The sequence below is a fragment of the Streptomyces flavofungini genome (assembly GCF_030388665.1).
GTDB classification, from domain to species: Bacteria; Actinomycetota; Actinomycetes; order Streptomycetales; family Streptomycetaceae; genus Streptomyces; species Streptomyces flavofungini_A.
On the sequence record NZ_CP128846.1, the window covers coordinates 3,113,998 to 3,136,397 of the forward strand.

The window sequence follows — 22,400 nt, forward strand, 5'->3', positions numbered from 1 at the left end:
GCATTTATAGTGCTTCACTCGCAGTGGTTTCAAGGGTTTCTGTGAAACAGACGCAGAAACAGACGCAGAAAAAGGCCCCGGGGGTCATGGCTCCCTGTGCCGGGGCCGTTCCCGGGGCCGGGCCAAGGGCCTTCTGGGCCTCGGCCTTCGGGTTCCTCAGGGTCTTCGAGGCCTCCACCAGACCTCGGGACGAGCCCTGCGCGCGTCACACCACCTGCGGCTCGCGCCACATGGGCCACATCCTCGGCCCGTCCGGCAGGTCGAGCGGGCCACCGATGTCGGTGAAGCCGAGGCGGAGGTACAGCTCACGGCCGCGCGCGCTGCTCGCCTCCAGGTAGGCGTGCAGCCCCTCGCGGTCGCAGCGCGCGAGCACCGGCGCGACCAGCGCCGCACCGATGCCCTGGCCCTGCCGTTCCGGCTTCACGCCGATCATGTGCAGGTACTGGTGCGGCCGGTCCGACGGGTGGATCTCCGACGTCAACCGGCCGATCGTCTCGACGCGTTCGTTCTCCGGGTCGACGGCCTGTCGCAGTTGTACGGGACCGTCGGCGGCGTCCTCGGGCGGCGGGCCCGCGAGCACCGACCACCACAGGGCGACGCCCGAGCCGTCCTCGGCGATGTCCACGTACCCCTCGGCGAAGGCCATGTCGAGGAAGGCTTCCATCAGCCCGGCGTGCCGCTTCCGCCGCCACTGCTCGTCCGGGAACAGCCAACTGCTCACCGGATCCCACATGAACGCCTCGTCGAGCAGAGCGACCACCTCGGCCCTGTCGCTCTCCTCGGCTCTCCGGATCGGCACGCTCATGACGTCTCCCCTTCGCCTCGTCCTCGCCTCGGCGCTGCTGGGACCGAGGGACGGCGGCGCGCGGGCACCGGCCCGGCTGCCGCCGTGCCGCCTCACGCCGCGCCCCGGGCCCACCGGCCTCACGCCCTCGCCCCGCGCCCACAGGCCTCGGGCCTCAGGCCTCGGGCCTCAGGCCTCAGGCCTCGGGCCTCAGGCCTCGGGCCTCAGGCCTCAGGACCGCCAACCCCGGGCCCGGCGCCGCCAGTTGCAGCCTAGGTGGTCGCTTCGCGCGCGACGACGGGCGCGTGGGCCCCGCTTGAAGGGCGGCCGGCCTGGCTGTCCGGTTCCAGTCCAGCTCCTGCCAGGCGCCTGTCCGGCCTGCCCGCGACGCACGGCGAGCCGGTCGGCGTGCGGCCCCTGACCGCACGCCGACCGGCAGCACCCCACCCCCTCCCGCACCACCGGCTGCCCCACGACGACCGTCGAACTCCCGGCGGAGCGCCCCCTCTCACGCCCCGCCGGGATCCCCCTGACGGTCAGTGCGACCGGCGTGTGACGAACTCCGCGAGCGCCAGCAGGCCGCCCGCACGCTCCGGGTCGGGGACCGCGCGGGCGAGCTCTCCGAGCGCCCGCGACATCCGGTCCGCAGCGTGGAGCTGCGCCCAGTCCCGGCCCCCGGCCCCCTCCACGGCGCGAGCCATCCGCGCCAGGTCGCCCTGGTCCGGCTTCCGGCCGTAGAACCGGGCGAGCTCCGCCCCCTCGGGCGAGCCGGAGGCCAGCGCGGCGACCACAGGCAGCGACTTCTTGCGGACCGCGAGGTCCGCGCGCGCGGGCTTGCCGGTGCGCGCGGGATCCCCCCAGATGCCGATGACGTCGTCGATGAGCTGGAAGGCGAGCCCGGCCTGCCGCCCGAACCCGTCGAGTGCCTCCACCGTGTCGGCCCCCGCGCCCGCGTACACCGCGCCGATCGCGCAGGCGCAGCCGAGGAGCGCGCCGGTCTTGGCCTCGGCCATGGTCAGGCACTCCGCGAGCGAGACCTCGTCCGGACCCCGGCTCTCCAGGGCGCAGTCGGCGTGCTGTCCCGCGCACAGCTCGACGACGCAGGCGGCCAGGCGGGCGGCCGCCGCCGGGGCCCCCGGGTGGGGGTCCTCGGCGAGCAGCCGCTGCGCCAGTGCCTGCAGCGCGTCCCCGGCGAGGATCGCGTCGGAGTCGCCGAACACGGACCACGCGGTGGGGCGGTGCCTGCGGGTCGCGTCGCGGTCCATGACGTCGTCGTGGAGCAGCGTGAAGTTGTGCGTCAGCTCCACGGCCGCGGCCGCCCTCACCGCGCTCAGCGGGTCCCCGCCGAGGGCCCGCACCGCGGCCAGGACGAGGGCGGGTCTGATGGCCTTGCCCGCGTTCCCGGCCGCGGGCGTGCCGTCGGCGTGTTCCCATCCGAAGTGGTACAGCGCGATGCGGCGCAGCGAACCCGGCAGCGACTCGACCGCGGCGCGCAGCTCCGGGTCGACGCACAGCCGCGCCGACGTCAGGATCTCCGCGGCCTCGTGCCCCTCCCCGAGGATCTGCTCCTTGAGGTCCCGCCCGCGGGGGCGGGGTGCGCATTCCGTCATGTCCGTGGTGTCCGTCATGGACTCACTCCGGCGGGGCGACGGACGGTGGCGGATCCTGGGCCTGCGGGCGCGCACGCCAGGGGTGTACCCGCTGGCGTGCCCGCGGGCACGGGCGGCGGCCCGCCGCCCGTCCCGGCAGGGCGTCGGCTCACCTCCACCGGCCGATCTCGACGTTCTCCAGGACGCCGAGGGCGTCCGGCACCAGGACGGCCGCGGAGTAGTACGTCGACACCAGGTAGGAGATGATCGCCTGGTCGCTGATGCCCATGAAGCGCACGGACAGGCTCGGCTCGATCTCGTCCGGGATGCCCGCCTGGTGCAGTCCGACGACGCCCTGCTCGTCCTCGCCCGTACGCATGCAGATGATCGAGGAAGTGCGCGCCTCGGTCACCGGGATCTTGTTGCACGGGAAGATCGGCACGCCGCGCCAGGTGGGGATGCGGTGGCCGGAGACGTCGATGGTCTCGGGGACCAGACCGCGCTTGTTGCACTCGCGGCCGAACGCGGCGATCGCGCGCGGGTGGGCGAGGAACAGCTTCGATCCGCGCCTGCGGGTGAGCAGTTCGTCCATGTCGTCGGGGCTCGGCACGCCGTCGTGCGGCTGCAGGCGCTGGTCGTACTCGCAGTTGTTGAGCAGTCCGAACTCGCGGTTGTTGATGAGCTCGTGCTCCTGGCGCTCCTTCAAGGCCTCGACGGTCAGCCGCAGTTGCTGCTCGGTCTGGTTCATCGGCTGGTTGTAGAGGTCGGCCACGCGCGTGTGGATGCGCAGCACGGTCTGGGCGACGCTCAGTTCGTACTCACGCGGCCGCGACTCGTAGTCCACGTAGGTGCCCGGCAGGACCGCCTCGCCCCTGTGGCCCGCGGAGAGGTCGATGGGGGCCTCTCCGTAGTTGTTGGTGCGCTGGGCCGGGAGGGCCCGCAGCCGGTCGAGGTGGGCGCGCAGGGACTCGGAGCGCTCCGCGACCTGCTCCAGGTCCTGGCGCGGGAGCGTGAGGACCGTGCAGGCCGTCACCGCGCGGGCCGTGTACTCCCAGATGGTCTCCGGGTCGATGAGGGCCTGCTCGCCGAAGTACGCGCCGTCGGCGAGCGTGCCGAGGACCGTGTCGTCTCCGTAGGGGCCCGTTCCCACCTTCTCGACGCGGCCGTGGGCCAGCAGGAACACCTCGTCCGCCTGGCTGCCGAACGACGTGAGCACTCCGCCGGCCTCGAACTCACGCTGCTGACAGCGGCGCGCCAGCTCACTGAGGACCTCCTGGTCCTCGAAGTCCCGCAGGACGGGCAGTTCGCCGAGCTCGGCGGGGATCACTTCGACGCGGTCTCCCGTCTTGACGAACGTGACCCGGCCGTCCCCGACCGAATAGCTCGTCCTGCGGTTCACGCGGTACGTACCGCCTTGCACCTGCACCCAGGGCAGCATCCGCAGCAGCCAGCGGGAGCTGATCTCCTGCATCTGCGGCGCGGACTTCGTGGTGGTGGCCAGATTCCGCGCGGCGGATGTGCCGAGACTCTGCTGCGGCTGGTCCTGCTCCGAACGGATCTCTTCGCCTACCGACATGAAAAATGCCCTCCCAAAATCATGCGCTGACCTGGCTCGCAACCCTTCCAGCACGGTGAGTGCGCACGCCATTACACAAATGAGCGGGAATGGATCGAGGCGAACGGGGCACGTTGCCGCCAACCAGGCCCGTTCCCTCGTACGTCCGTCCAGGACCCTCGGCGGCGGCGCTCCAGGCGCCTCCGGAAGGCGTTGCCCTCGCACCTGGAAGCGGAATATCAGCCGCCGAGCCGAACGATTCCGGCCAACCCCTGGGGTGCGGGCCGACCGGCTGACACGGACGCCCACCGGATACGGCGGCGGGGCGAAGGGGAACTCCAAGATCCGTGCGTTCGTTCAGAAGGGCGAGCGCAGCGTACGCACCATCAGCACCGAACCATCGGGAGAAGCGACATGGCAGGCTTCCTGGACCGCGCCAGAGAACAGGTGCAGCAAGGTCTCACCCAGGGCAAGCAGAAGCTGGACGACGTGCAGGCGCAGCGAGCGGGCAACGACCTGCTCAAGCAGCTCGGCGCGGCGTACTACGCGGAGCGCCGCGGCAGCGGCACTCCGGACGCCACCCAGCAGGCGCTGTCCGCCCTGGAGGCACACATCGCGACGCACGGCGACGGCTTCCTGCGCGGCTGACCGCCCCGCGCGGACCCGCGCCGACCAGCCCTCCAGCTGACCGGATCGACTCGCACGGCGCCCGAACAGATGGTTCGGGCGCCGGCGGTTCCGGTACAAGCTGCGTACGAGGCGGCCGCGACCGGCGACCGTCGCGCCCGCAAAGGAGGCGGTCATGGCCCCACCCATGTCCGCGAACAGGTTCCTGGACCTTCTGAGAGACGAAGGCGTCACGGTCGTCGAAGTCGGCAATTGGCGCAAGCACAACCGCAATCACGTGGGCCCCTGGGGCCCGGTGCACGGCGTGATGATCCACCACACGGTCACGTCCGGCACCGAACAGACCGTGCGCATCTGCCGCGACGGCCACTCCACCCTGCCCGGCCCGCTCTGCCACGGCGTCATCACCAAGGACGGCCGTGTCCACCTCGTCGGCTACGGCCGCGCCAACCACGCCGGACTCGGCGACGACGACGTCCTGCGCGCCGTCATCGCGGAGAAGCGCCTCCCTCCGGACAACGAGGCCAACACCGACGGCAACCGCCACTTCTACGGCTTCGAGTGCGAGAACCTCGGCAACGGCACCGACCCCTGGTCCGAGGCACAGCTGGACGCCATCGAGAGGGTCTCGGCCGCGGTCTGCCGCCACCACGGCTGGACCGAGCGCTCCGTCATCGGCCACCTGGAGTGGCAGCCCGGCAAGATCGACCCCAAGGGGTTCACGATGGACGCGATGCGGGAGCGGATCGAGGAGCGGCTGAAGTAGTCCGCGAGGCCCGGCCAGGCACTCAGCCTTCCCGCGCCTCGCTTCCCCTTCCCGCTCTCCCTCTGTCCGCCTTCCTCCGTCCGCGGCTCTCCGCGGTCTCCCCAACCCCCCACCTTCGCTCCGTCACGTTCCACCGGACCCCACCCGCCCACCACGAGGGAGAATGGCGGGGTGCCCGCCACCCCGCCCACCTCCGCCCTGCGGCCCCGGCTCCCCACTCCGCTCCAGCCGGTCTCGGACCCCCGTTTCGAGGCCCGCGGCATCCACCTGCTCCTCAAGCGCGACGACCGGATACACCCGGACCTGCCCGGCAACAAGTACCGCAAGCTCGTCCTCAACCTGGAGCGGGCGCGGGCGGCGGGCCACCGGACGCTGCTCACCTTCGGCGGCGCCTACTCCAACCATCTGCGGGCCACCGCCGCCGCAGGCCGCCTCCTTGGCTTCGCCACCGTCGGCGTGGTGCGCGGCGACGAACTGGCCGACCGCCCTCTGAACGCCTCCCTCACCCAGTGCGCGGCCGACGGCATGCGGCTGCACTTCGTCGACAGATCGACGTACCGGCAGAAGGCGGATCCCTCGGTCCTGGCCGCGCTCCAGCGGCGGACGGCGGCCGAGGACGCGTACGTCATCCCTGAAGGGGGCAGCAACTCCCTCGCCGTCCAGGGGTGCACGGCCCTCGGCGCGGAGCTGCGCGGCCGCACCGACGTCGCGGCCGTCGCCTGCGGCACCGGCGGCACCCTCGCGGGCCTCGCGGCGGGCCTCGCCGCCGACCAGCGCGCGCTCGGCATACCCGTCCTCAAGGGCGGCTTCCTCGGCCCGGAGATAGCGGGCCTGCAACGCGCCGCCTTCGGCGCGCCCGGTACCAACTGGACCCTCGACGACCGCTTCCACTGCGGCGGCTACGCCCGCGCCACCGGCGAACTCAACGCCTTCGCCGACGACTTCGAGCAGCGCCACGGACTCCCCGTGGAGCGTGTGTACGTGGCCAAGCTCCTGTACGCGCTGACCGCACTCTCCGAAGAGGGTGCATTCGCCCCGGGGACGACGGTCACGGCGGTCATCACGGGCACGCCGCCCGGCTGCCCGCCCCAGGCCCTTTGAGCCCTGCCAGCACCTCTATGGCCGTGGGGCCCCCGACCTCAGCCTCGACACCTCCATGGCCGTGGGCCCCCGACCTCAGCCTCGGCCTCGCGAGGCCATGCCTCCGGCTCACTCCTCGACCTCCCGGTGGGCCGCCGCTTCCTCCAGGTCCAGCTTCCGCAGCAGGGTGCGCAGCAACTCGTCGTCGATGCGCCGCTCGTCCCGCATCCGTACGAACACCTCGCGCTCCGCTGCGATCGCCTCGCGCGCGAGTCTGCGGTAGGTGTCGTCCGCGGACTCCCCCGTGACGGGGTTGGACTGGCCGAGCCGCTCCCACACCGCATTGCGGCGCCGTTCGAGAACGGTGCGCAGACGGTCCTCGAGGGGCCCTGGCAGCCGGTTGCGCTCGTCCTCCATCAGCTCCCGCAGCCGGGCCTCCGCGGCCTGCGAGGCGGCGTTCTGGGCCTGCGCCTCGGCCAGCGTCTGCGCCTGCGCGTCCCGCCCGGGCACCTTCAGGACCCGGATCAGCCACGGCAGCGAGAGCCCCTGCACCACCAGCGTCCCGATGACCGTCGTGAAGGTCAGGAAGAGCACGAGGTTGCGCCCCGGGAAGGGCTCGTCGTCGTCCGTCATCAGCGGGATGGAGAACGCGATCGCCAGGGACACCACGCCCCGCATCCCGGCCCAGCTGACGATCAGCGGCCGCCGCCAGTCCATGTCGCCCTCGCGCTCACGAATCCGCGCCGACAGCGCGCGCGGCAGATACGTCGCCGGATACGACCACACGAAGCGCACCACCACGACGCACACGAACACCGCGACGGCGTACCAGATCGCCTGCCCGACGCTGTACTCGCCGAGCTCCCCGAGCACCACGGGCAGCTGCAGCCCGATGAGCGCGAAGACCGCCGACTCCAGGAGGAAGCCCACGACCTTCCAGACCGCGGCCTCCTGGAGCCGCGTCTCGAAGTCGACCTGCCAGGAACGGTGCCCCAAGTAGAGGGCCACCACGACCACGGCGAGCACTCCGGAGGCGTGGAACTGCTCCGCGGCGGCGTAGGCGACGAAGGGGATGAGCAGCGACAGCGTGTTCTGGAGCAGCGGTTCCTTCAGGTGGGTGCGCAGCCAGTGGATGGGCACCATCAGGATCAGCCCCACACCGATGCCGCCGACCGCGGCCACCAGGAACTCCCGGACGCCGCCGCCCCAGCTCGCCCCCTCGCCGACGGCCGCCGCGAGCGCCACCTTGTAGGCGGTGATCGCGGTGGCGTCGTTCACCAGGGACTCGCCCTGGAGGATCGTCGTGATGCGCGAAGGCAGTCCGACACGGCGCGCGATGGCGGTGGCGGCCACGGCGTCCGGCGGCGCGATCACCGCCCCCAGGACGAGCGCGGCGGTCAGCGGAAGATCGGGGATCAGCAGATACACGAGCCAGCCGACGACGAGTGTCGCGAACAGAACGTAACCAACGGAGAGGAGCGCGACAGGTCGCACGTTGGCCCGCAGGTCCAGATACGAGCTCTCCAGGGCGGCCGTGTGCAGCAGCGGCGGCAGGATCAGCGGCAGCACCACGTGCGGGTCGAGGTGGTACTCCGGCACCCCGGGGACGTACGCCGCGATGAGGCCCACCCCCACCAGGAGCAGCGGCGCGGGGACCGGGGTGCGGCGCGCGGCGCCCGCGACCGCGGCACTCGCGGCGATCAGCGCCACCAGGGGCAGTACGTCCATCGGCAAGGCCCTCCGCCGTCCGCTCTCCCGTCGTAACCTGGCCATCATGAACGAGTGCTCGCACGTCAGCGCGCTGCCCCACCCCGAACCCGCACCCCTGAGCGAAACATGTCCGGAATGCCTCGCGGTCGGCAGCCACCCCGTGCAACTGCGGCTGTGCCTGCTCTGCGGGCACGTGGGCTGCTGCGACTCCTCGCCCTTCCAGCACGCGACGGCGCACTTCAAAGAGACCGGTCACGCGGTGATGCGAACCTTCGAGCCCGGTGAGAACTGGCGTTGGTGCTTTGTCGACGGTTCGATCGTCTGAGGCCTGGGTACGTCAACCCGACGCTCGTTCTTTCCAATTGGGTCCGCGAAACCCCTAGCCACTGTCCGTACCCGTAGGCTTACTATGAGTGACAGCAACGGGGTGGGGCCCCGGGACACGGAACTGAGCAGCGCGGTAGCGTCACCGCTGAAAACGTGGCGCGTCACCCGTGTGACGCAGTCCGGACCGCCGCGGCGCGACGGCCGGAGCCCCGAAAGTGCTTGTACCACCTTGGAGGTGAGGGTGTCCCAGATCGCAGGCGAGCCCGGGAATCAGGACTTCGTGGAGGTCCGCCTTCCGGCTGCGGGTGCCTACCTGTCGGTGCTGCGTACGGCCACGGCCGGCCTCGCGGCGCGCTTGGACTTCACCCTGGACGAGATCGAGGACCTCCGCATCGCTGTCGACGAGGCGTGCGCGATCCTGCTCCAGCAGGCCGTGCCCGGTTCCGTGCTCAGCTGCGTCTTCCGGCTCGTCGACGACTCCCTGGAAGTGACCGTCTCGGCGCCCACCACGGACGGCCGCGCCCCGGAGCGCGACACCTTCGCATGGACTGTCCTTTCGGCCCTCGCGGGCAAGGTCAACTCCTCGGTCGCCGATGACAAAACCGTTTCGATCAGCCTCTACAAACAGCGCGGCGCGGGACCCGGGCCGGCGTGAGGAACGGGGACGGGCCGGTGCGGGACGAAGAGCGCGGCACACGTGGCACACACGGTCTGCCCGCCCGCGGCAGGGGCGGCACGCGGCCGGCCTCGGGGCGCGGTCCGGTGGAACCGGGACCTGCCCCGGGCGGCATTCCCGAGCAGCAGGCCAGGCCGCACCCACAGGACCCGGAGCAGCAGGGTCAGCGTGCGGCGGCGACGGCCGCCGCACGAGAGCAGGCAGAGCCGACCGCCGGGGACGGGGCCGACGAGCTGTCCGGACCGAGCGGGCGACAGGACCAAGCAGGCGCCGCACGCAGGGGGTCCCCCCAGGCGTCCAGCACTGGGGGCGGGTCCCCAGAAGGGCGGCGGCGGGTGACGGGCGGGACGATGAGCGAGCACGAGCAGCACAGCCGGCACGATCCACAGGACCGCAGCGGCGCACGGGCGAAGTTCATCGAGCTGCGCGCCCTGCAGAACGGCAGCCCGGAGTACGCGGAGCTGCGCAATCAGCTGGTCCGCATGCACCTGCCGCTCGTGGAGCACCTGGCCCGCCGCTTCCGCAACCGCGGCGAGCCCCTGGACGACCTGACCCAAGTCGCCACGATCGGCCTCATCAAGTCGGTGGACCGGTTCGACCCGGACCGCGGCGTCGAGTTCTCCACGTACGCCACCCCGACGGTCGTCGGTGAGATCAAGCGCCACTTCCGCGACAAGGGCTGGGCGGTGCGGGTGCCGCGGCGTCTGCAGGAGCTGCGGCTCGCGCTGACGACGGCCACGGCCGAGCTGTCGCAGCTGCACGGCCGCTCCCCGACCGTGCACGAGCTCGCCGAGAAACTGGCGATCTCCGAAGAGGAGGTCCTGGAGGGCCTGGAGTCGGCGAACGCGTACTCCACCCTGTCCCTGGACGTCCCGGACACGGACGACGAGTCACCGGCCGTCGCGGACACCCTCGGCACCGAGGACGAGGCCCTGGAGGGCGTCGAGTACCGCGAATCCCTCAAGCCGCTCCTGGAGGACCTGCCGCCGCGCGAGAAGCGCATCCTGCTGCTGCGGTTCTTCGGGAACATGACGCAGTCGCAGATCGCCCAGGAGGTCGGCATCTCCCAGATGCATGTCTCCCGACTGCTGGCGCGCACCCTGGCGCAGCTGCGGGAGAAGCTCCTCGTGGAGGAGTGAGCGAGGCGCGACCGGGCAGCACGGCCCGCGCAGCGACGCCGCTGGGGGCGGAGAGGATGTCCTCTCCGCCCCCAGCGGCGTCCACGACCGCGTACCGGTCCAAGCGGCTCCTCGCCCCCCGGGCGCGGCTACTTGCTGCCTTCTTGTACGTCGCCGGGCCTGCCGATGCCGAGCGCCTCAGTGGTGGCGGGGTGGATCAGCAGCACCAGCGTCGCGACCGCGACCGCCGCGAGCGCGATGCCACCGGGGATCATCGCACTGTCCGCCTGGAGCAGCTGCCAGGCCACGGGCAGCGCCATGATCTGCGTGATGATCGCGGGCCCGCGCGCCCAGCTGCGCAACCGCAGCAGACCGCGCGCGGCGAGCAGCGGAAGCAGCGCGAGGACGATCAGCGTGACGCCGCCCGTCGTCGCCTGGCGGGGGTTGTCGGGGTCGCCCGCGAGCCCCATCACGAGCATGTAGGCACCGCCGACGACGAGGGCCAGGCCCTCCAGCGCGGCGAGCGCCGCGGCGGCCGTGAGGCGCCCGGGGCGGGGGCCCGACGCGGGGGCTTCGGGGGTGGTCTTCGGCTCAGTGCTCACGCATCGAGGGTAGCCCCGGGCGCCCGGGGAGCGGCACGTCGGTAGGGTTCGGGCCAGACCTCGGTCTGGGCCGGGTAAAGACCGCTAGGTAGTCTGCTGCGCATGCGTGCACTCCTCGTGGTCAACCCGGCGGCTACTACTACCAGTGCGCGCACACGTGACGTACTGATCCACGCGCTCGCGAGCGAGATGAAGCTGGAAGCGGTCACTACGGAGTACCGCGGCCACGCCCGCGACCTCGGTCGGCAGGCCGCGGAGAGCAAGGACATCGAGCTGGTCGTGGCCCTCGGCGGCGACGGCACGGTCAACGAGGTCGTCAACGGTCTGCTGCACAATGGCCCCTCTCCGGAGAACCTGCCCCGCCTCGCCGTCGTCCCCGGGGGGTCGACGAACGTCTTCGCGCGCGCCCTGGGTCTGCCGAACGACGCCGTGGAGGCGACCGGCGCCCTCCTGGACGCACTGCGTGACGGAAGTGAACGCACAGTGAGCCTCGGACGGGTCTCCGGGACCCCGGGTACGGACGACGAGGCGGTGCCGTCACGCTGGTTCACGTTCGCGGCGGGGCTGGGATTCGACGCCGGTGTGGTCGGCAGGGTCGAACAGCACCGGGAGCGCGGCAAGCGCTCGACGCACGCTCTTTACGTGCGCCAGGTGGTACGCCAGTTCCTCGGGGAGGGCGACCGCAGGCACGGCTCGATCACGCTGGAGCGGGCCGGCGAGGAGCCGGTGACGGACCTCGTGATGTCCATAGTCTGCAACACCTCTCCCTGGTCCTACCTGGGCAATCGCCCCCTGTACGCGTCCCCGAAGGCGTCCTTCGAGACCGGCCTGGACGTGCTCGGGCTCAAGCGTCTTTCGACGGCTTCCGTGGCCCGGTACGGCACTCAGCTGCTGCGGTCGACGCCCGAACGCGGGCCCCACGGAAAGAACGCCGTCTCGCTGCACGACCTGACGGACTTCACCTTGCATTCGAAGGTGCCCCTCCCCCTCCAGATGGACGGTGACCACCTGGGGCTGCGGACGAGCGTGACGTTCACAGGCGTACGCCGTGCACTGCGTGTGATTGTGTGAGTGGAAGGGCCTAAAGTCCTTTCACTCGAACGTTTAGGCCAGGATCCACCCCATGGAAGTACGGCTGTGACTCAGTCGACACCGAGGAATCAAAAAAAACTTTCCGGAAGGGGTTGTATCCGCCGCCGAGGTTTGCGAATCTCTACATGGCGATCGGGACGGCCCGCAACATCGGCCTCTACAGATAGCCAGAACCCCTCCTCATCACAAGGTCCACACCAGGCAACTGGGAGTCGGCCCTTCCCGCGCGGGGGGATTCGTGAAAGCGTTCACATTCACAAGCAATCTTCATGTAAGACCAAGGAGAGGTAGCAGCCATGGACTGGCGTCACAACGCCGTTTGCCGCGAGGAAGACCCCGAGCTCTTCTTCCCCATCGGCAACACCGGTCCTGCGCTGCTGCAGATCGAGGAAGCCAAGGCCGTCTGCCGACGCTGCCCCGTCATGGAGCAGTGCCTGCAGTGGGCGCTCGAGTCCGGCCAGGACTCCGGCGTCTGGGGTGGCCTCAGCGAGGACGAGCGCCGCGCGATGAAGCGCCGCGCCGCCCGCAACCGGGCGCGCCAGGCCAGCGCCTGACGCCCACGCCCCTTTACGAGCCTGAGCTTGGCGGCGCGTGTGCCTGACGGCATTACTCCGTAGACAGCGCGTACGCAACCCCCGCCCCCGAGCCGCAGCCGCGCAGTACCCCCGATGCGCATCGCAACGTGAGCAGGAAGCCCCGGACCGACACGGTCCGGGGCTTCCTGCTGTGTGCGGCGCCAGGTGTCCCGCCGCGCGGGACCGACACGGCCCTCACGGAGTGCGAGCGACCCTGCTGTGCGTCCTGATCGTGTGCGAGTGCTACTTGTCGCCGCGTACCGGAATATCCAGGACGACCCGGGTCCCCCGCTCTGGTGCCTTGACCATGTCGAAGGTGCCACCCAGCTCGCCCTCCACCAGGGTGCGCACGATTTGCAGGCCCAAGTTGCCCGAGCTATGCGGGTCGAAGTCGTCGGGCAGTCCGACGCCGTCGTCCTGGACGGTGATCAGGAGCCGGGCTTCCTTCGCGGTGCCGCCGCGGACCGCGGAGACCTCGACGGTGCCGGTGTCCCCCTGTGCGAAACCGTGCTCCAGGGCGTTCTGCAGGATCTCCGTGAGGACCATCGACAGCGGTGTCGCGACCTCGGCGTCGAGGATGCCGAAGCGTCCGGTACGCCGACCCGTGACCGTACCGGGAGAGATCTCCGCGACCATGGCGAGGACACGGTCGGCGATCTCGTCGAACTCCACGCGCTCGTCCAGGTTCTGCGAGAGCGTCTCGTGGACGATCGCGATGGAGCCCACGCGCCGCACCGCCTCCTCCAGTGCCTCGCGGCCGGAGACGGAGTCGATGCGGCGCGCCTGCAGGCGCAGCAGGGCCGCGACCGTCTGGAGGTTGTTCTTCACCCGGTGGTGGATCTCCCGGATGGTGGCGTCCTTGGTGATCAACTCGCGCTCGCGGCGGCGCAGTTCGGTGACGTCCCGCAGCAGCACCAGCGAACCGATGCGCGGCCCCTTGGGCTTGAGCGGGATGGCGCGCAGCTGGATCACGCCGTCGCCGCCCTCGATCTCGAACTCGCGGGGCGCCCAGCCGCTGGCCAGCTTGGTCAGGGCCTCGTCCACCGGGCCCCGGGACGGGGCGAGTTCGGCGGTGGCCTTGCCCAGGTGGTGACCCACCAGGTCGGCGGCGAGTCCGAGGCGGTGGTACGCGGAGAGGGCGTTCGGCGAGGCGTACTGGACGATGCCGTCGGCGTCCAGACGCAGCAGTCCGTCGCCCACGCGCGGGGAGGCGTCCATGTCGACCTGCTGCCCCTCGAACGGGAACGATCCCGCGGCGATCATCTGCGCCAGGTCGGACGCCGACTGGAGGTAGGTGAGTTCGAGGCGCGAGGGGGTGCGCACCGTAAGGAGGTTGGTGTTGCGGGCGATGACTCCAAGGACGCGCCCTTCCCTGCGTACGGGGATGGACTCGACCCGCACCGGCACCTCCTCGCGCCACTCCGGGTCCCCCTCGCGCACGATGCGCCCCTCGTCGAGCGCCGCGTCGAGCAGAGGACGGCGGCCGCGCGGGACGAGGTGGCCGACCATGTCGTCCTGGTAGGACGTCGGGCCGGTGTTGGGCCGCATCTGCGCGACGGAGACATAGCGCGTGCCGTCGCGCGTGGGCACCCACAGCACGAGGTCGGCGAAGGAGAGGTCGGAGAGCAGCTGCCACTCCGAGACCAGCAGATGCAGCCACTCGAGGTCGGAGTCGCCGAGGGCCGTGTGCTGGCGTACGAGGTCGTTCATGGAGGGCACGTGTGCGAGCGTACCTGGCGGTCCGGGCAGCTCCGGGGGTCCGCCTGCGACGGCCGTCCCCCGTCGGGCAGCGGCGCCGGGGCGGGACCCTCAACCCGACCCCAACACCGCGGCCCTTCAGGTGCATCGGCAGCCAGAATGTGCGGTACCGGCCGCCGATTGAGGAGGGCCCGACGCGGTCAGGGCAGAGAGCGTCGGCTCCTCGGCCGCTCTTCTGTGCGGGAAGAGCGGAGCTTTACTCCCGCATTGTGGACTAGACCATTCCCCCATGTCTATGCGCGGGACGGGGTTTGTTGTCGGATCTTCCTCCAGAATCGGGGGCGGACCCGGCCTCGACGGGGAGCCCGGGCCGGGGCCTCACCCGACCGGCGTCGGCCTCCCTCGGTGCCCGTACTCGCTCAGGCCCCGGGCCAGGCGCGCATCGCCAGGTCGACAACCGCGTGCAGGTCCTCCCTGGTGGCGCCGTCGCGGGACTGCTGGGACAGGCCCTGGAAGACCGCGCCGACATAGCGGGCGATGTCCTCGGCGTCGGCGCCGGCGGCGAGCTCGCCCGCGTCGATGCCTTGCTGGATGCGGGCCGCGAAGGTCCCGACGTTCGCGTTGCGCCGCTCGCGCAGGGTCTGTTCGATCTCCGGCGTGGTGCAGTTGGTCGCCGCGTGGATGACGAGACAGCCGTGGGGGTACCCCGGCTCGGTGAAGGAGTCGGCGGCCTCGCGCAGGACGCGCTCCATCGCGGCGCGGGCCGTCGACTCCTCGGCGAGGGCGCGCCCGCCGAAGGCTCCGTACGAGTCCGCGTAGCGCACGAGGACCTCCTCGAAGAGCGTCCGCTTGTCGCCGAAGGCCGCGTACAGGCTCGGGGCGCCGATGCCCATCTCGCGGGTGAGGTCGGCGACGGACGTCGCCTCGTACCCGTGCTCCCAGAACTGGCGCAAGGCCTTCTCCAGCGCCGTCTCGCGGTCGAAGGAGCGCGGCCTGCCTCGCTGTTTCGTCGCCATGAGTGAATTCTATAGCGGGCGCTAGAAAAGCGACGGGTGATCGGGTACGGTTCTTTGTGTAGCGACCACTAGAGAAAGTTGGGGGGCGCCTGATCATGGGTGCGCTGACGGAAATGACGGCAAGCACGCGGACCGCCGAGACAGCGGCGGGGCTCGGAGAGGACGAGGCGCGGGCGAAGCGGCTCGCGGGCAAGACCGCCCTGGTCACGGGTGGAAGCAGGGGCATCGGACGAGGGATCGCCGAGAGGCTGGCCCAGGACGGCGCGCGGGTCGCCGTGCACTACGGCAGCAATGAGGCAGCCGCGAAGGAGACGGTCTCGGCCATCGAGCGGGCGGGCGGCTCCGCGTTCGCGATCGGCGCCGAGCTGGGCGTGCCGGGCGACGCGGCGGCGCTGTGGGCGGCGTTCGACGCGCACGCGGACGGCCTGGACATCCTGGTGAACAACGCCGGGATCGGCACGTCGCTGTCGTTCTCGGATGCCGAGGAGGACGAGCACGACCGGCTGTTCGCGGTGAACGTCAAGGCGCCGTTCTTCATCACCCAGCTCGGCGCGGAGCGGCTGCGGGACGGCGGGCGCGTCATCAACATCTCGTCCGGCCTCTCCCGCGCCGCCGTGATGCCGCAGATCATGACGTACGCGATGACCAAGGGCGCCTTGGACGTCTTCACGCAGAACTTGTCGAAGGTGCTCGGCGCCCGCGGCATCACGGTCAACTCGGTGGCCCCGGGCATCGTGGACACGGACATCAACGCCGCCTGGCTGCGCGGCGAGGAGAACAAGGAAGCGTGGGCGGGCGCGGCGGCCATGTCAGCTCTCGGCAAGGTGGGGACACCACAGGACATAGCCGACGTGGTCGCGTTCCTCGCCTCGGAGGACGGGCGGTGGGTGACCGGGCACTGGCTGGACGCGACGGGAGGTTCGCTCAGCTGAGTGGCACCCCTCCCCTCACCACCCCTCCCCTCACCGACCCCTCCCCGTCACCTCACCTCGTCTCCGTCACCTTGGCGAGGGCCCTGGGCGCGTCCGGGTCCTGGCCACGGGCGATCGTCACCTCGTACGCGAGGAGTTGGAGGGGGATGATCTCCAGAATGGGCTGGACCTCCTCGGGGACGCCGTCCGTCGGCAGGGCGAATCCAGCGGAGGCCTGCTCCACCTGGGGCTTGGGTCCGATGACCACGAGGTCGGCGCCGCGTCCGCGCAGCCGGTCGAGGACGGGCTGGAGCGCCTCCCCTCCCCTACCGTCCGGCACGACGGCGATGACCGGCGAGATGTTGTCGACCATGGCGAGGGGGCCGTGCAGAAGGTCGGCTCCGGAGTAGGCCAGAGCGGGGATGTAGCTGGTCTCCATCAGCTTCAGGGCGGCTTCCTTGGCCGTGGGGTAGCCGTAGCCGCGAGAGGTGATCACCATGCGTTCGGCGAAGCGGTAGCGGGCGGCGAGGGTCCGGATCTCCGGTTGCCGGGCCAGGAGGTCGGCGGCGAGGTCGGGCAGCGGGCCCGCGGCGGCGCCCTCACCGTCGCGCAGGCCCTCGACGAAGAGGTAGAGGGCGAGCAGGGACGCCGTGTAGGTCTTCGTGGCCGGAAGGGCCTTCTCCGGGCCCGCGAGGATGTCGATGTGATGCTCGGAGACGGCGGCGAGCGGGGAGTCGGGGTTGTTGGTGACCGCGAGGGTGATGGCGCCGGCCTCGCGGGCGGCCTGGGTGGAGGCGACGAGGTCGGGTGAGCCACCGGACTGGCTCACGGTGACGACGAGGACGTCGCGGAGGTCGGGCTTGGCGCCGTAGGCCGTGGTCGTGGACATGGAGGTGAGGCCGCAGGGCAGGCCGAGGCGGACTTCGAGGAGGTACTTGGCGTAGAGGGCGGCGTGGTCGGAGGTACCGCGGGCGGTGAGGAGGACGAAGCGGGGGCTTCGCGCGGCCACCTGTCGGGCGGTCTCGCGGATCGCCGGGGCACCGGTGTCGAGGAGCCGCCGCAAGACCTCGGGCTGTTCGGCCATCTCACGGGACATGATGCGGCCGGGCTGCTCGCTGTAAGGGGAGGACGACATCACAGTCATGCTTCCCACTGTGCTTGCTACTGGCCGGGAGCGCTTGCCCTCCGGGCGGAGTGGGGGATCCGGCCGGGGCCTTGGGAGGAGAAGGGTCGGCCCGGGGCCCTGCGGGGAGGAGAGGTCGGGCGGGCGCCTTGGGAGTAGGGGAGTCGGCCCTGGCCCCTGCGGGGAGGGCAGGTCGGCGGGGGCCTTGGGCGGTTGGCGGGGCGGGGGCCTTGCGGGGATGGCGGGGCGGAGGCCTTGCTGGGTCGGCGGGCGGGGTGGCGCGGGAAGGCCAGGCCTTGTGCGGGAGGGAGGGGTTGGGCAGCGGGCTAGGGGCAGGGGGCGGGGCGGAGGATGGACGTACGAGGGCGTGCGTGTGTGGGCGGGAATCCGCTGATGCGGTGGGCGTGCCAGGGGTGCGGGGCCCGCGCCCCCGGGGGTCCAAGCCCCGCACCGCCCAGCGTCCAAGCCCCGCACCATCGAGCGTCCGGGCCCCGCGCCGTCGGGCGTCCAACCTTCCCGCCCCGGGCGTCCATCCCTCCCGCCCCCGGGCGCCCGGCCCCGCACGCTCAGGTGTCCGGCCCCTGCACCAGGGGCGCACAGCTCTGCTAGATTGGTCTATACCACACTCTTCCGAGCGCCAGTCCCGCTCCTCCCCACACCCCTACACCAGATCGGCAGGCCCAGCGTGGAAGTTGTCATCGTCCCGGACGCCAAGGCAGGCGGCGAGCTCATCGCGGAGGCCATGGCCGCCCTCGTGCGCCGCAAGTCCGACGCCCTGCTCGGTGTCGCCACCGGCTCGACCCCGCTGCCCATCTACGAGGCGCTGGCGGAGAAGGTCCGCGCGGGTGAGGTGGACGCGTCGCGGGCCCGCATCTGCCAGCTCGACGAGTACGTGGGACTGCCGGTCGGGCACCCGGAGTCGTACCGCTCGGTGGTGCTGCGAGAGGTCGTGGCGCCGCTCGGCCTCGACGAGTCCGCGTTCATGGGGCCGGACGGCAGTGCCGAGGACGTGCAGGGCGCGTGTGAGGCGTACGACCGGGCGCTGGCGGAGGCGGGCGGTGTCGACCTGCAGCTGCTGGGAATCGGTACGGACGGGCACATCGGGTTCAACGAGCCCTGCTCGTCGCTGGCCTCGCGGACGCGGATCAAGACGCTGACCGAGCAGACCCGGGTGGACAACGCGCGGTTCTTCGACGGTGACATCGACCAGGTCCCGCACCACGTCATCACGCAGGGCATCGGCACGATCCTGGAGGCCCGCCACCTGGTGCTGCTCGCCACGGGCGAGGGCAAGGCCGACGCCGTGGCGGCGACGGTCGAAGGTCCGGTGGCCTCCGTGGTCCCGGCATCGGCGCTCCAGTTGCACCCGCACGCGACGGTGGTCGTGGACGAGGCGGCGGCGTCCAAGCTGAAGCTGGCGGACTACTTCCGGCACACGTACGCCAACAAGCCGGCGTGGCAGGGGCTGTAGGGAGAACGGCGGCGCCGCGCACGGCGGCAGGTGAAGGAGGGGGCGCCCCAGGCTCTGGGGCGCCCCCTCCTTCGTACCCGTACTGCTCGTACCTGTACTGCTCGTACCTGTACTGCTCGTACCCGTACTGCTCGTACCCGTACTGCTTTGTACCCGTACGGCTTCGGCTCCTTCGCACATGTACTGCTCCGTCGTACATGTACCGCTCCGGCCGGACCGTCCGGCGCCAGCACCGGTACCAGCACCCGCACCCGCACCCGCACCCGCACCAAGACCAGCCCCGGTGCCCACCGTGGCCCGCCCGGGTGCCTGTGCCCGTGCCGGTGCCGTCGCAGGCCCCGGGGTCACGCCCCGGTCAGCACCTCCGCCGCGGCCTGTCCGCACACCCGCGCGGCGCCGTACGTGGCGATGTGCAGGGAGCCAGACGGCTTGGACTGGGGTACGCCCATCTCGACGACGACGGTGTCGGGGCGGGCGGTGAGGAGGTGGTCGACGGCGGCGGACATCCACGGGTGGCGGTGGGCGTCGCGGACGACGGCGACCACGCGGCGGGAGCCCGCGGCCGCGAGGGCCTTCGCGCCCGCGTCGTCGCCGCTGAAGGATCCGGTCTCCGTGCCGGGCAGACGGCGGGCCAGCTCGGCGGCGACACCCCACGGGGTCTCGTCGCCGACGGCGATGTTGGCCAGGGGGGTGAAGGCGGCGACGTAGGGCGCCTCGGTGAGCGCGCCCGCGGAGGACTCGCTGTGGGTGACCGTCACGGCGCGGCGGGCCGCGCGCAGGCCGATCTCCGGGTCCGCCGCACCTCCCGCACCGGCCGCGCGCGCGGCCGAGGCCCAGTCGGCGAGCGCCCGCACCCGGGCGGCGGCGTCGGCGAGACGCTCCTCGGGGAGTTCGCCCGCGCGGACCGCGGACACGAGGGCGTCGCGCAGCCGCAGGACGGTGAGTTCGTCGTGCAGGCCGCCGCCGACGCAGATCGCGTCGCAGCCCGCGGCGACGGCGAGGACGGTGCCGCGCTCGATGCCGTAGGTCCCGGAGATGGCCCGCATCTCGATGCCGTCGGTGACGATCAGGCCGTCGAAGCCGAGTTCGCCGCGGAGCAGGTCGGTGAGGATGCGCCGGGACAGGGTGCCCGGCAGTTCCGGGTCGAGCGCGGGGACGCTGATGTGGGCGCTCATCACCGCGCGCGTACCGGCGGCGATCGCGGCCCGGAACGGGATGAGTTCGCGGGCGTTCAGGACGTCCGCGTCGACGTCGATGTGCGGCACCGCGTGGTGCGAGTCGACCGCGGTGTCGCCGTGGCCGGGGAAGTGCTTGGCGCAGGCGGCGACGCCGGCGGACTGCATGCCCTCGATGTAGGCGCCGGTGTGCCGGGCCACCAGGTCCGGGTCGGAGCCGAAGGAGCGTACGCCGATGACCGGGTTGCCGGGGTCGGAGTTGACGTCGGCGGACGGCGCCCAGTTGAAGGTGACGCCGCACTCGGCGAGGCGGCGGCCGAGCTCCGCGGCGACGCCCCGGGTGAGGGCGACGTCGTCCACGGCGCCGAGCGCGTGGTTGCCGGGGAAGGAGGAGCCGGTGCGCACCTCCAGGCGGGTGACGTCGCCGCTCTCCTCGTCGATGGCGACGACGATGTCCTCGCGCTCGGCCCGCAGCTGGGCGGTGAGCGCGGCGACCTGCTCGGGGGTCTGGATGTTGCGCCCGAACAGGCCCACGGAGGCGAGACCCTCGCCGATGCGGCGCAGCAGCCAGTCGGGGGCGGTGGTGCCGCCGAAGCCGGGCTGGAGGACGGTCAGGGCGTCGCGGGTCAGGGTGTCCGGGGCGCCGGAGGTGAAGCTGGAGGTCATGGTGCGTTAGCCCTTCACGGCGCCGTCGGTCAGACCGGCCACGGCCCTGCGCTGCAGGAAGACGAAGAGGATCAGGATCGGGATGGCGAACAGCGAGGCCGCGGCCATGGTGGCGCCCCAGTCGTCGCCGAACGCGGTCTGGAAGCTGGAGACCCACACCGGCAGGGTCTTGGACTCGGCTTCCTTGTTGAGCACGAGGACCAGCGGGAACTCGTTCCAGGCGGTGATGAAGCCGAAGAGCGAGGTCGACATCAGGCCCGGCGCGAGCAACGGCAGGATCACCCGGCGGAAGGCCTGCATGCGGGTGCAGCCGTCGACCATGGCGGACTCCTCCAGTTCCTTGGGCACCGCGGCGACGAAGCCGCGGAGCGTGAGGAGGGTGAAGGGCAGGATCATCACCATGTAGAAGAGGGTCAGCGGGATCAGGCTGTTCAGCATGTCCGCGTCGCGCACGATGATGTAGATCGCGATGACCATGACTTCCCACGGCGCCATCTGCGCGAGCATGAAGCCGATGATGAAGCCGCGCCGCCCCTTGAAGCGCATGCGGGCGAGGGCGAACGCCGCGGTCACGCCGATGATGAGGGAGAAGACGACCGCGAGGATCGTCACGGTGAGGGAGTTGCCGACCATGGTCCAGAAGTGGTCGGCGTCCATCGCCGTCCTGAAGTGCTCAAGGGTGGCGTCGGTCGGGAACCAGACCGGGTCCTCGGCGATGATGTCGCCGGTCGGCTTGAAGGCCGTCGCGAACATCCAGTACACGGGGAAGACGCAGAAGACGAAGATGACGACAGCGGCCAGGTTGGGCCACAGCCGGCCCATCAGCGAGCGCTTCACAGCTCGTCCTCCTCTTGCTTGAGCACGATTCGCAGGTAGAACGAGGTGATGGCCAGCAGGATGAGGATGGTGAGCAGCGCGATCGCGGCACCCATGCCGAAGTGCTGGTTGCCCATGCCCTCGATGTAGGCGTAGACAGGCAGGATCTCGGTGAGCCGGTTGGGGCCGCCCTCGTTGATCGTGAAGACCTGCACGAACGCCTTGAATACCCAGATGATCTCCAGGAACGTCGTGGCGTAGAGGAAGGGCCGCAGATACGGCAGCGTCACCTGGGTGAACTGCTTCCAGGCCCCCGCGCCGTCCAGCGCCGCGGCCTCGTACAGCTCCGCGGGAATGGTCGTCGTGGCGGCGTACAGGTTGATCGCCACGAAGGGGATGGACATCCAGACGATGAGCAGCAGGACCACGAAGAAGGTCGAGTACTGCGTGGCCAGCCAGTCGTGGTCGGCCATCGACTCGAAGCCGATCTTGGCGAGCACCCAGTTGACGACGCCGAAGCGCTGCGCGAACAGCCACTGGTAGACGGTGCTCGCCGCGACGACGGGCATCGCCCAGGCGAGCACGAGGCCGACCAGGAGGAACGTGCGCATCTTCCGACCGAGGCGGGCGAGGAGCAGTCCGACCAGGGTGCCGAGGACCATGATCAGCACGACGTTGACGGCGGTGAAGACGACCGAGCGGCCGGTGACCCGCCAGAAGTCCTCGCCGGTGAGGATCTCCTTGTAGTTGTCGATTCCGTTCCACTCAGTGAGGCGCAGGATGAACTGCCTCATGTTGAGGTTCTGGAACGACAGGATCCCGTTGTTGACCAGTGGCCAGCCGAGCAGCAGCAGGGTGGCGATGATCGCGGGGGCAAGAAGCAGATAGGGCGTGAGGCCGGCGAGACGCCTTGCGGACCCGACCGGGCCCTTTGGTCGTGACCCGCCGTCCAGTGTCTGCACCTCCGTCGGGCCGGAGGGCGGCCGTTCGGTCTTCTGCACGGTCATGCTCGCCATCTCTTTC

21 protein-coding genes are annotated in these 22,400 nt (G+C 71.1%); 10 read left to right on the plus strand and 11 right to left on the minus strand.

What is annotated here, in order from left to right:
* Positions 1–205: 205 nt before the first annotated feature.
* The 3 genes from QUY26_RS12335 to QUY26_RS12345 all read right to left on the minus strand — a co-directional run bounded on the left by QUY26_RS12335 (position 206) and on the right by QUY26_RS12345 (position 3,949).
* Positions 206–805 (minus strand): GNAT family N-acetyltransferase, encoded by a 600-nt coding sequence (locus QUY26_RS12335; protein ID WP_289945954.1) that lies wholly within the window; start codon positions 803–805, stop codon positions 206–208.
* Positions 806–1,320: 515 nt separating this feature from the next.
* Entirely contained in the window at positions 1,321–2,394 is a 1,074-nt protein-coding gene (locus QUY26_RS12340) for a family 2 encapsulin nanocompartment cargo protein polyprenyl transferase (RefSeq protein ID WP_289955668.1), read from the minus strand.
* 148 nt (positions 2,395–2,542) lie between these two features.
* Positions 2,543–3,949, minus strand: a complete 1,407-nt coding sequence (locus QUY26_RS12345) for a family 2B encapsulin nanocompartment shell protein (RefSeq protein ID WP_289945955.1) — start codon at positions 3,947–3,949, stop codon at positions 2,543–2,545.
* A gap of 393 nt (positions 3,950–4,342) precedes the next feature.
* Here QUY26_RS12345 and QUY26_RS12350 point away from each other — a divergent pair, with 393 nt between their 5' ends.
* The 3 genes from QUY26_RS12350 to QUY26_RS12360 all read left to right on the plus strand — a co-directional run bounded on the left by QUY26_RS12350 (position 4,343) and on the right by QUY26_RS12360 (position 6,422).
* Positions 4,343–4,576 (plus strand): hypothetical protein, encoded by a 234-nt coding sequence (locus tag QUY26_RS12350; RefSeq protein ID WP_016639606.1) that lies wholly within the window; start codon positions 4,343–4,345, stop codon positions 4,574–4,576.
* 154 nt (positions 4,577–4,730) lie between these two features.
* Positions 4,731–5,321: an N-acetylmuramoyl-L-alanine amidase gene (locus QUY26_RS12355; RefSeq protein ID WP_289945958.1), complete on the plus strand. Its 591-nt coding sequence runs from the start codon at positions 4,731–4,733 to the stop codon at positions 5,319–5,321.
* A gap of 171 nt (positions 5,322–5,492) precedes the next feature.
* Positions 5,493–6,422 carry a 1-aminocyclopropane-1-carboxylate deaminase/D-cysteine desulfhydrase gene (locus QUY26_RS12360; protein ID WP_289945960.1) on the plus strand — a complete coding sequence of 310 codons (930 nt, stop codon included), beginning with the start codon at positions 5,493–5,495 and terminating at the stop codon, positions 6,420–6,422.
* 108 nt (positions 6,423–6,530) lie between these two features.
* On the opposite strand, the gene QUY26_RS12365 is transcribed toward QUY26_RS12360, so the two are convergent.
* Entirely contained in the window at positions 6,531–8,129 is a 1,599-nt protein-coding gene (locus QUY26_RS12365; protein ID WP_289945962.1) for a Na+/H+ antiporter, read from the minus strand.
* A 46-nt stretch (positions 8,130–8,175) separates the two neighbouring features.
* Here QUY26_RS12365 and QUY26_RS12370 point away from each other — a divergent pair, with 46 nt between their 5' ends.
* The 3 genes from QUY26_RS12370 (at position 8,176) to QUY26_RS12380 (ending at position 10,253) form a co-directional block, all read left to right on the plus strand.
* The gene (locus QUY26_RS12370) at positions 8,176–8,436 is read left to right on the plus strand and encodes a UBP-type zinc finger domain-containing protein (protein ID WP_289945963.1); all 261 of its coding nucleotides are present in this window, start codon (positions 8,176–8,178) and stop codon (positions 8,434–8,436) included.
* Positions 8,437–8,679: 243 nt separating this feature from the next.
* Positions 8,680–9,093, plus strand: a complete 414-nt coding sequence (locus tag QUY26_RS12375) for an anti-sigma regulatory factor (protein ID WP_030359877.1) — start codon at positions 8,680–8,682, stop codon at positions 9,091–9,093.
* The gene (locus tag QUY26_RS12380; RefSeq protein WP_289945967.1) at positions 9,090–10,253 is read left to right on the plus strand and encodes an RNA polymerase sigma factor SigF; all 1,164 of its coding nucleotides are present in this window, start codon (positions 9,090–9,092) and stop codon (positions 10,251–10,253) included. The genes QUY26_RS12375 and QUY26_RS12380 overlap by 4 nt, the downstream gene beginning before the upstream one ends.
* Positions 10,254–10,381: 128 nt before the next feature.
* On the opposite strand, the gene QUY26_RS12385 is transcribed toward QUY26_RS12380, so the two are convergent.
* Entirely contained in the window at positions 10,382–10,834 is a 453-nt protein-coding gene (locus QUY26_RS12385; protein WP_289945969.1) for a hypothetical protein, read from the minus strand.
* A 102-nt stretch (positions 10,835–10,936) separates the two neighbouring features.
* Here QUY26_RS12385 and QUY26_RS12390 point away from each other — a divergent pair, with 102 nt between their 5' ends.
* Complete coding sequence (locus tag QUY26_RS12390) at positions 10,937–11,905, plus strand: diacylglycerol/lipid kinase family protein (protein WP_289945971.1); 969 nt, start codon at positions 10,937–10,939, stop codon at positions 11,903–11,905.
* A gap of 317 nt (positions 11,906–12,222) precedes the next feature.
* Positions 12,223–12,480: a WhiB family transcriptional regulator gene (locus QUY26_RS12395; RefSeq protein WP_016639615.1), complete on the plus strand. Its 258-nt coding sequence runs from the start codon at positions 12,223–12,225 to the stop codon at positions 12,478–12,480.
* Positions 12,481–12,744: 264 nt separating this feature from the next.
* Here QUY26_RS12395 and QUY26_RS12400 read toward each other — a convergent pair whose 3' ends face one another.
* Positions 12,745–14,211 (minus strand): sensor histidine kinase, encoded by a 1,467-nt coding sequence (locus tag QUY26_RS12400; RefSeq protein WP_289955669.1) that lies wholly within the window; start codon positions 14,209–14,211, stop codon positions 12,745–12,747.
* Positions 14,212–14,618: 407 nt separating this feature from the next.
* The gene (locus QUY26_RS12405; RefSeq protein ID WP_289945989.1) at positions 14,619–15,215 is read right to left on the minus strand and encodes a TetR/AcrR family transcriptional regulator; all 597 of its coding nucleotides are present in this window, start codon (positions 15,213–15,215) and stop codon (positions 14,619–14,621) included.
* Positions 15,216–15,328: 113 nt separating this feature from the next.
* Here QUY26_RS12405 and QUY26_RS12410 point away from each other — a divergent pair, with 113 nt between their 5' ends.
* Positions 15,329–16,147 (plus strand): SDR family oxidoreductase, encoded by an 819-nt coding sequence (locus QUY26_RS12410; RefSeq protein ID WP_289945991.1) that lies wholly within the window; start codon positions 15,329–15,331, stop codon positions 16,145–16,147.
* A gap of 52 nt (positions 16,148–16,199) precedes the next feature.
* On the opposite strand, the gene QUY26_RS12415 is transcribed toward QUY26_RS12410, so the two are convergent.
* Positions 16,200–17,270 carry an SIS domain-containing protein gene (locus tag QUY26_RS12415; protein ID WP_289945992.1) on the minus strand — a complete coding sequence of 357 codons (1,071 nt, stop codon included), beginning with the start codon at positions 17,268–17,270 and terminating at the stop codon, positions 16,200–16,202.
* Positions 17,271–17,934: 664 nt separating this feature from the next.
* On the opposite strand from QUY26_RS12415, the gene nagB reads away from it, so the two are divergent.
* Positions 17,935–18,720 (plus strand): glucosamine-6-phosphate deaminase, encoded by a 786-nt coding sequence (nagB, locus tag QUY26_RS12420; RefSeq protein WP_289945993.1) that lies wholly within the window; start codon positions 17,935–17,937, stop codon positions 18,718–18,720.
* Positions 18,721–19,064: 344 nt separating this feature from the next.
* Here nagB and QUY26_RS12425 read toward each other — a convergent pair whose 3' ends face one another.
* The 3 genes from QUY26_RS12425 to QUY26_RS12435 are packed head-to-tail and all read right to left on the minus strand — an operon-like array spanning position 19,065 to position 22,384.
* Positions 19,065–20,561 carry a glycoside hydrolase family 3 protein gene (locus QUY26_RS12425; RefSeq protein WP_289945995.1) on the minus strand — a complete coding sequence of 499 codons (1,497 nt, stop codon included), beginning with the start codon at positions 20,559–20,561 and terminating at the stop codon, positions 19,065–19,067.
* A 6-nt stretch (positions 20,562–20,567) separates the two neighbouring features.
* Positions 20,568–21,398, minus strand: coding sequence for a carbohydrate ABC transporter permease (locus tag QUY26_RS12430; protein ID WP_289945996.1), 831 nt, complete (start codon positions 21,396–21,398; stop codon positions 20,568–20,570).
* Positions 21,395–22,384, minus strand: coding sequence for a carbohydrate ABC transporter permease (locus QUY26_RS12435; RefSeq protein ID WP_289945997.1), 990 nt, complete (start codon positions 22,382–22,384; stop codon positions 21,395–21,397). Before QUY26_RS12435 ends, QUY26_RS12430 begins: the two co-directional genes overlap by 4 nt.
* Between the last annotated feature and the right edge of the window lie 16 nt (positions 22,385–22,400).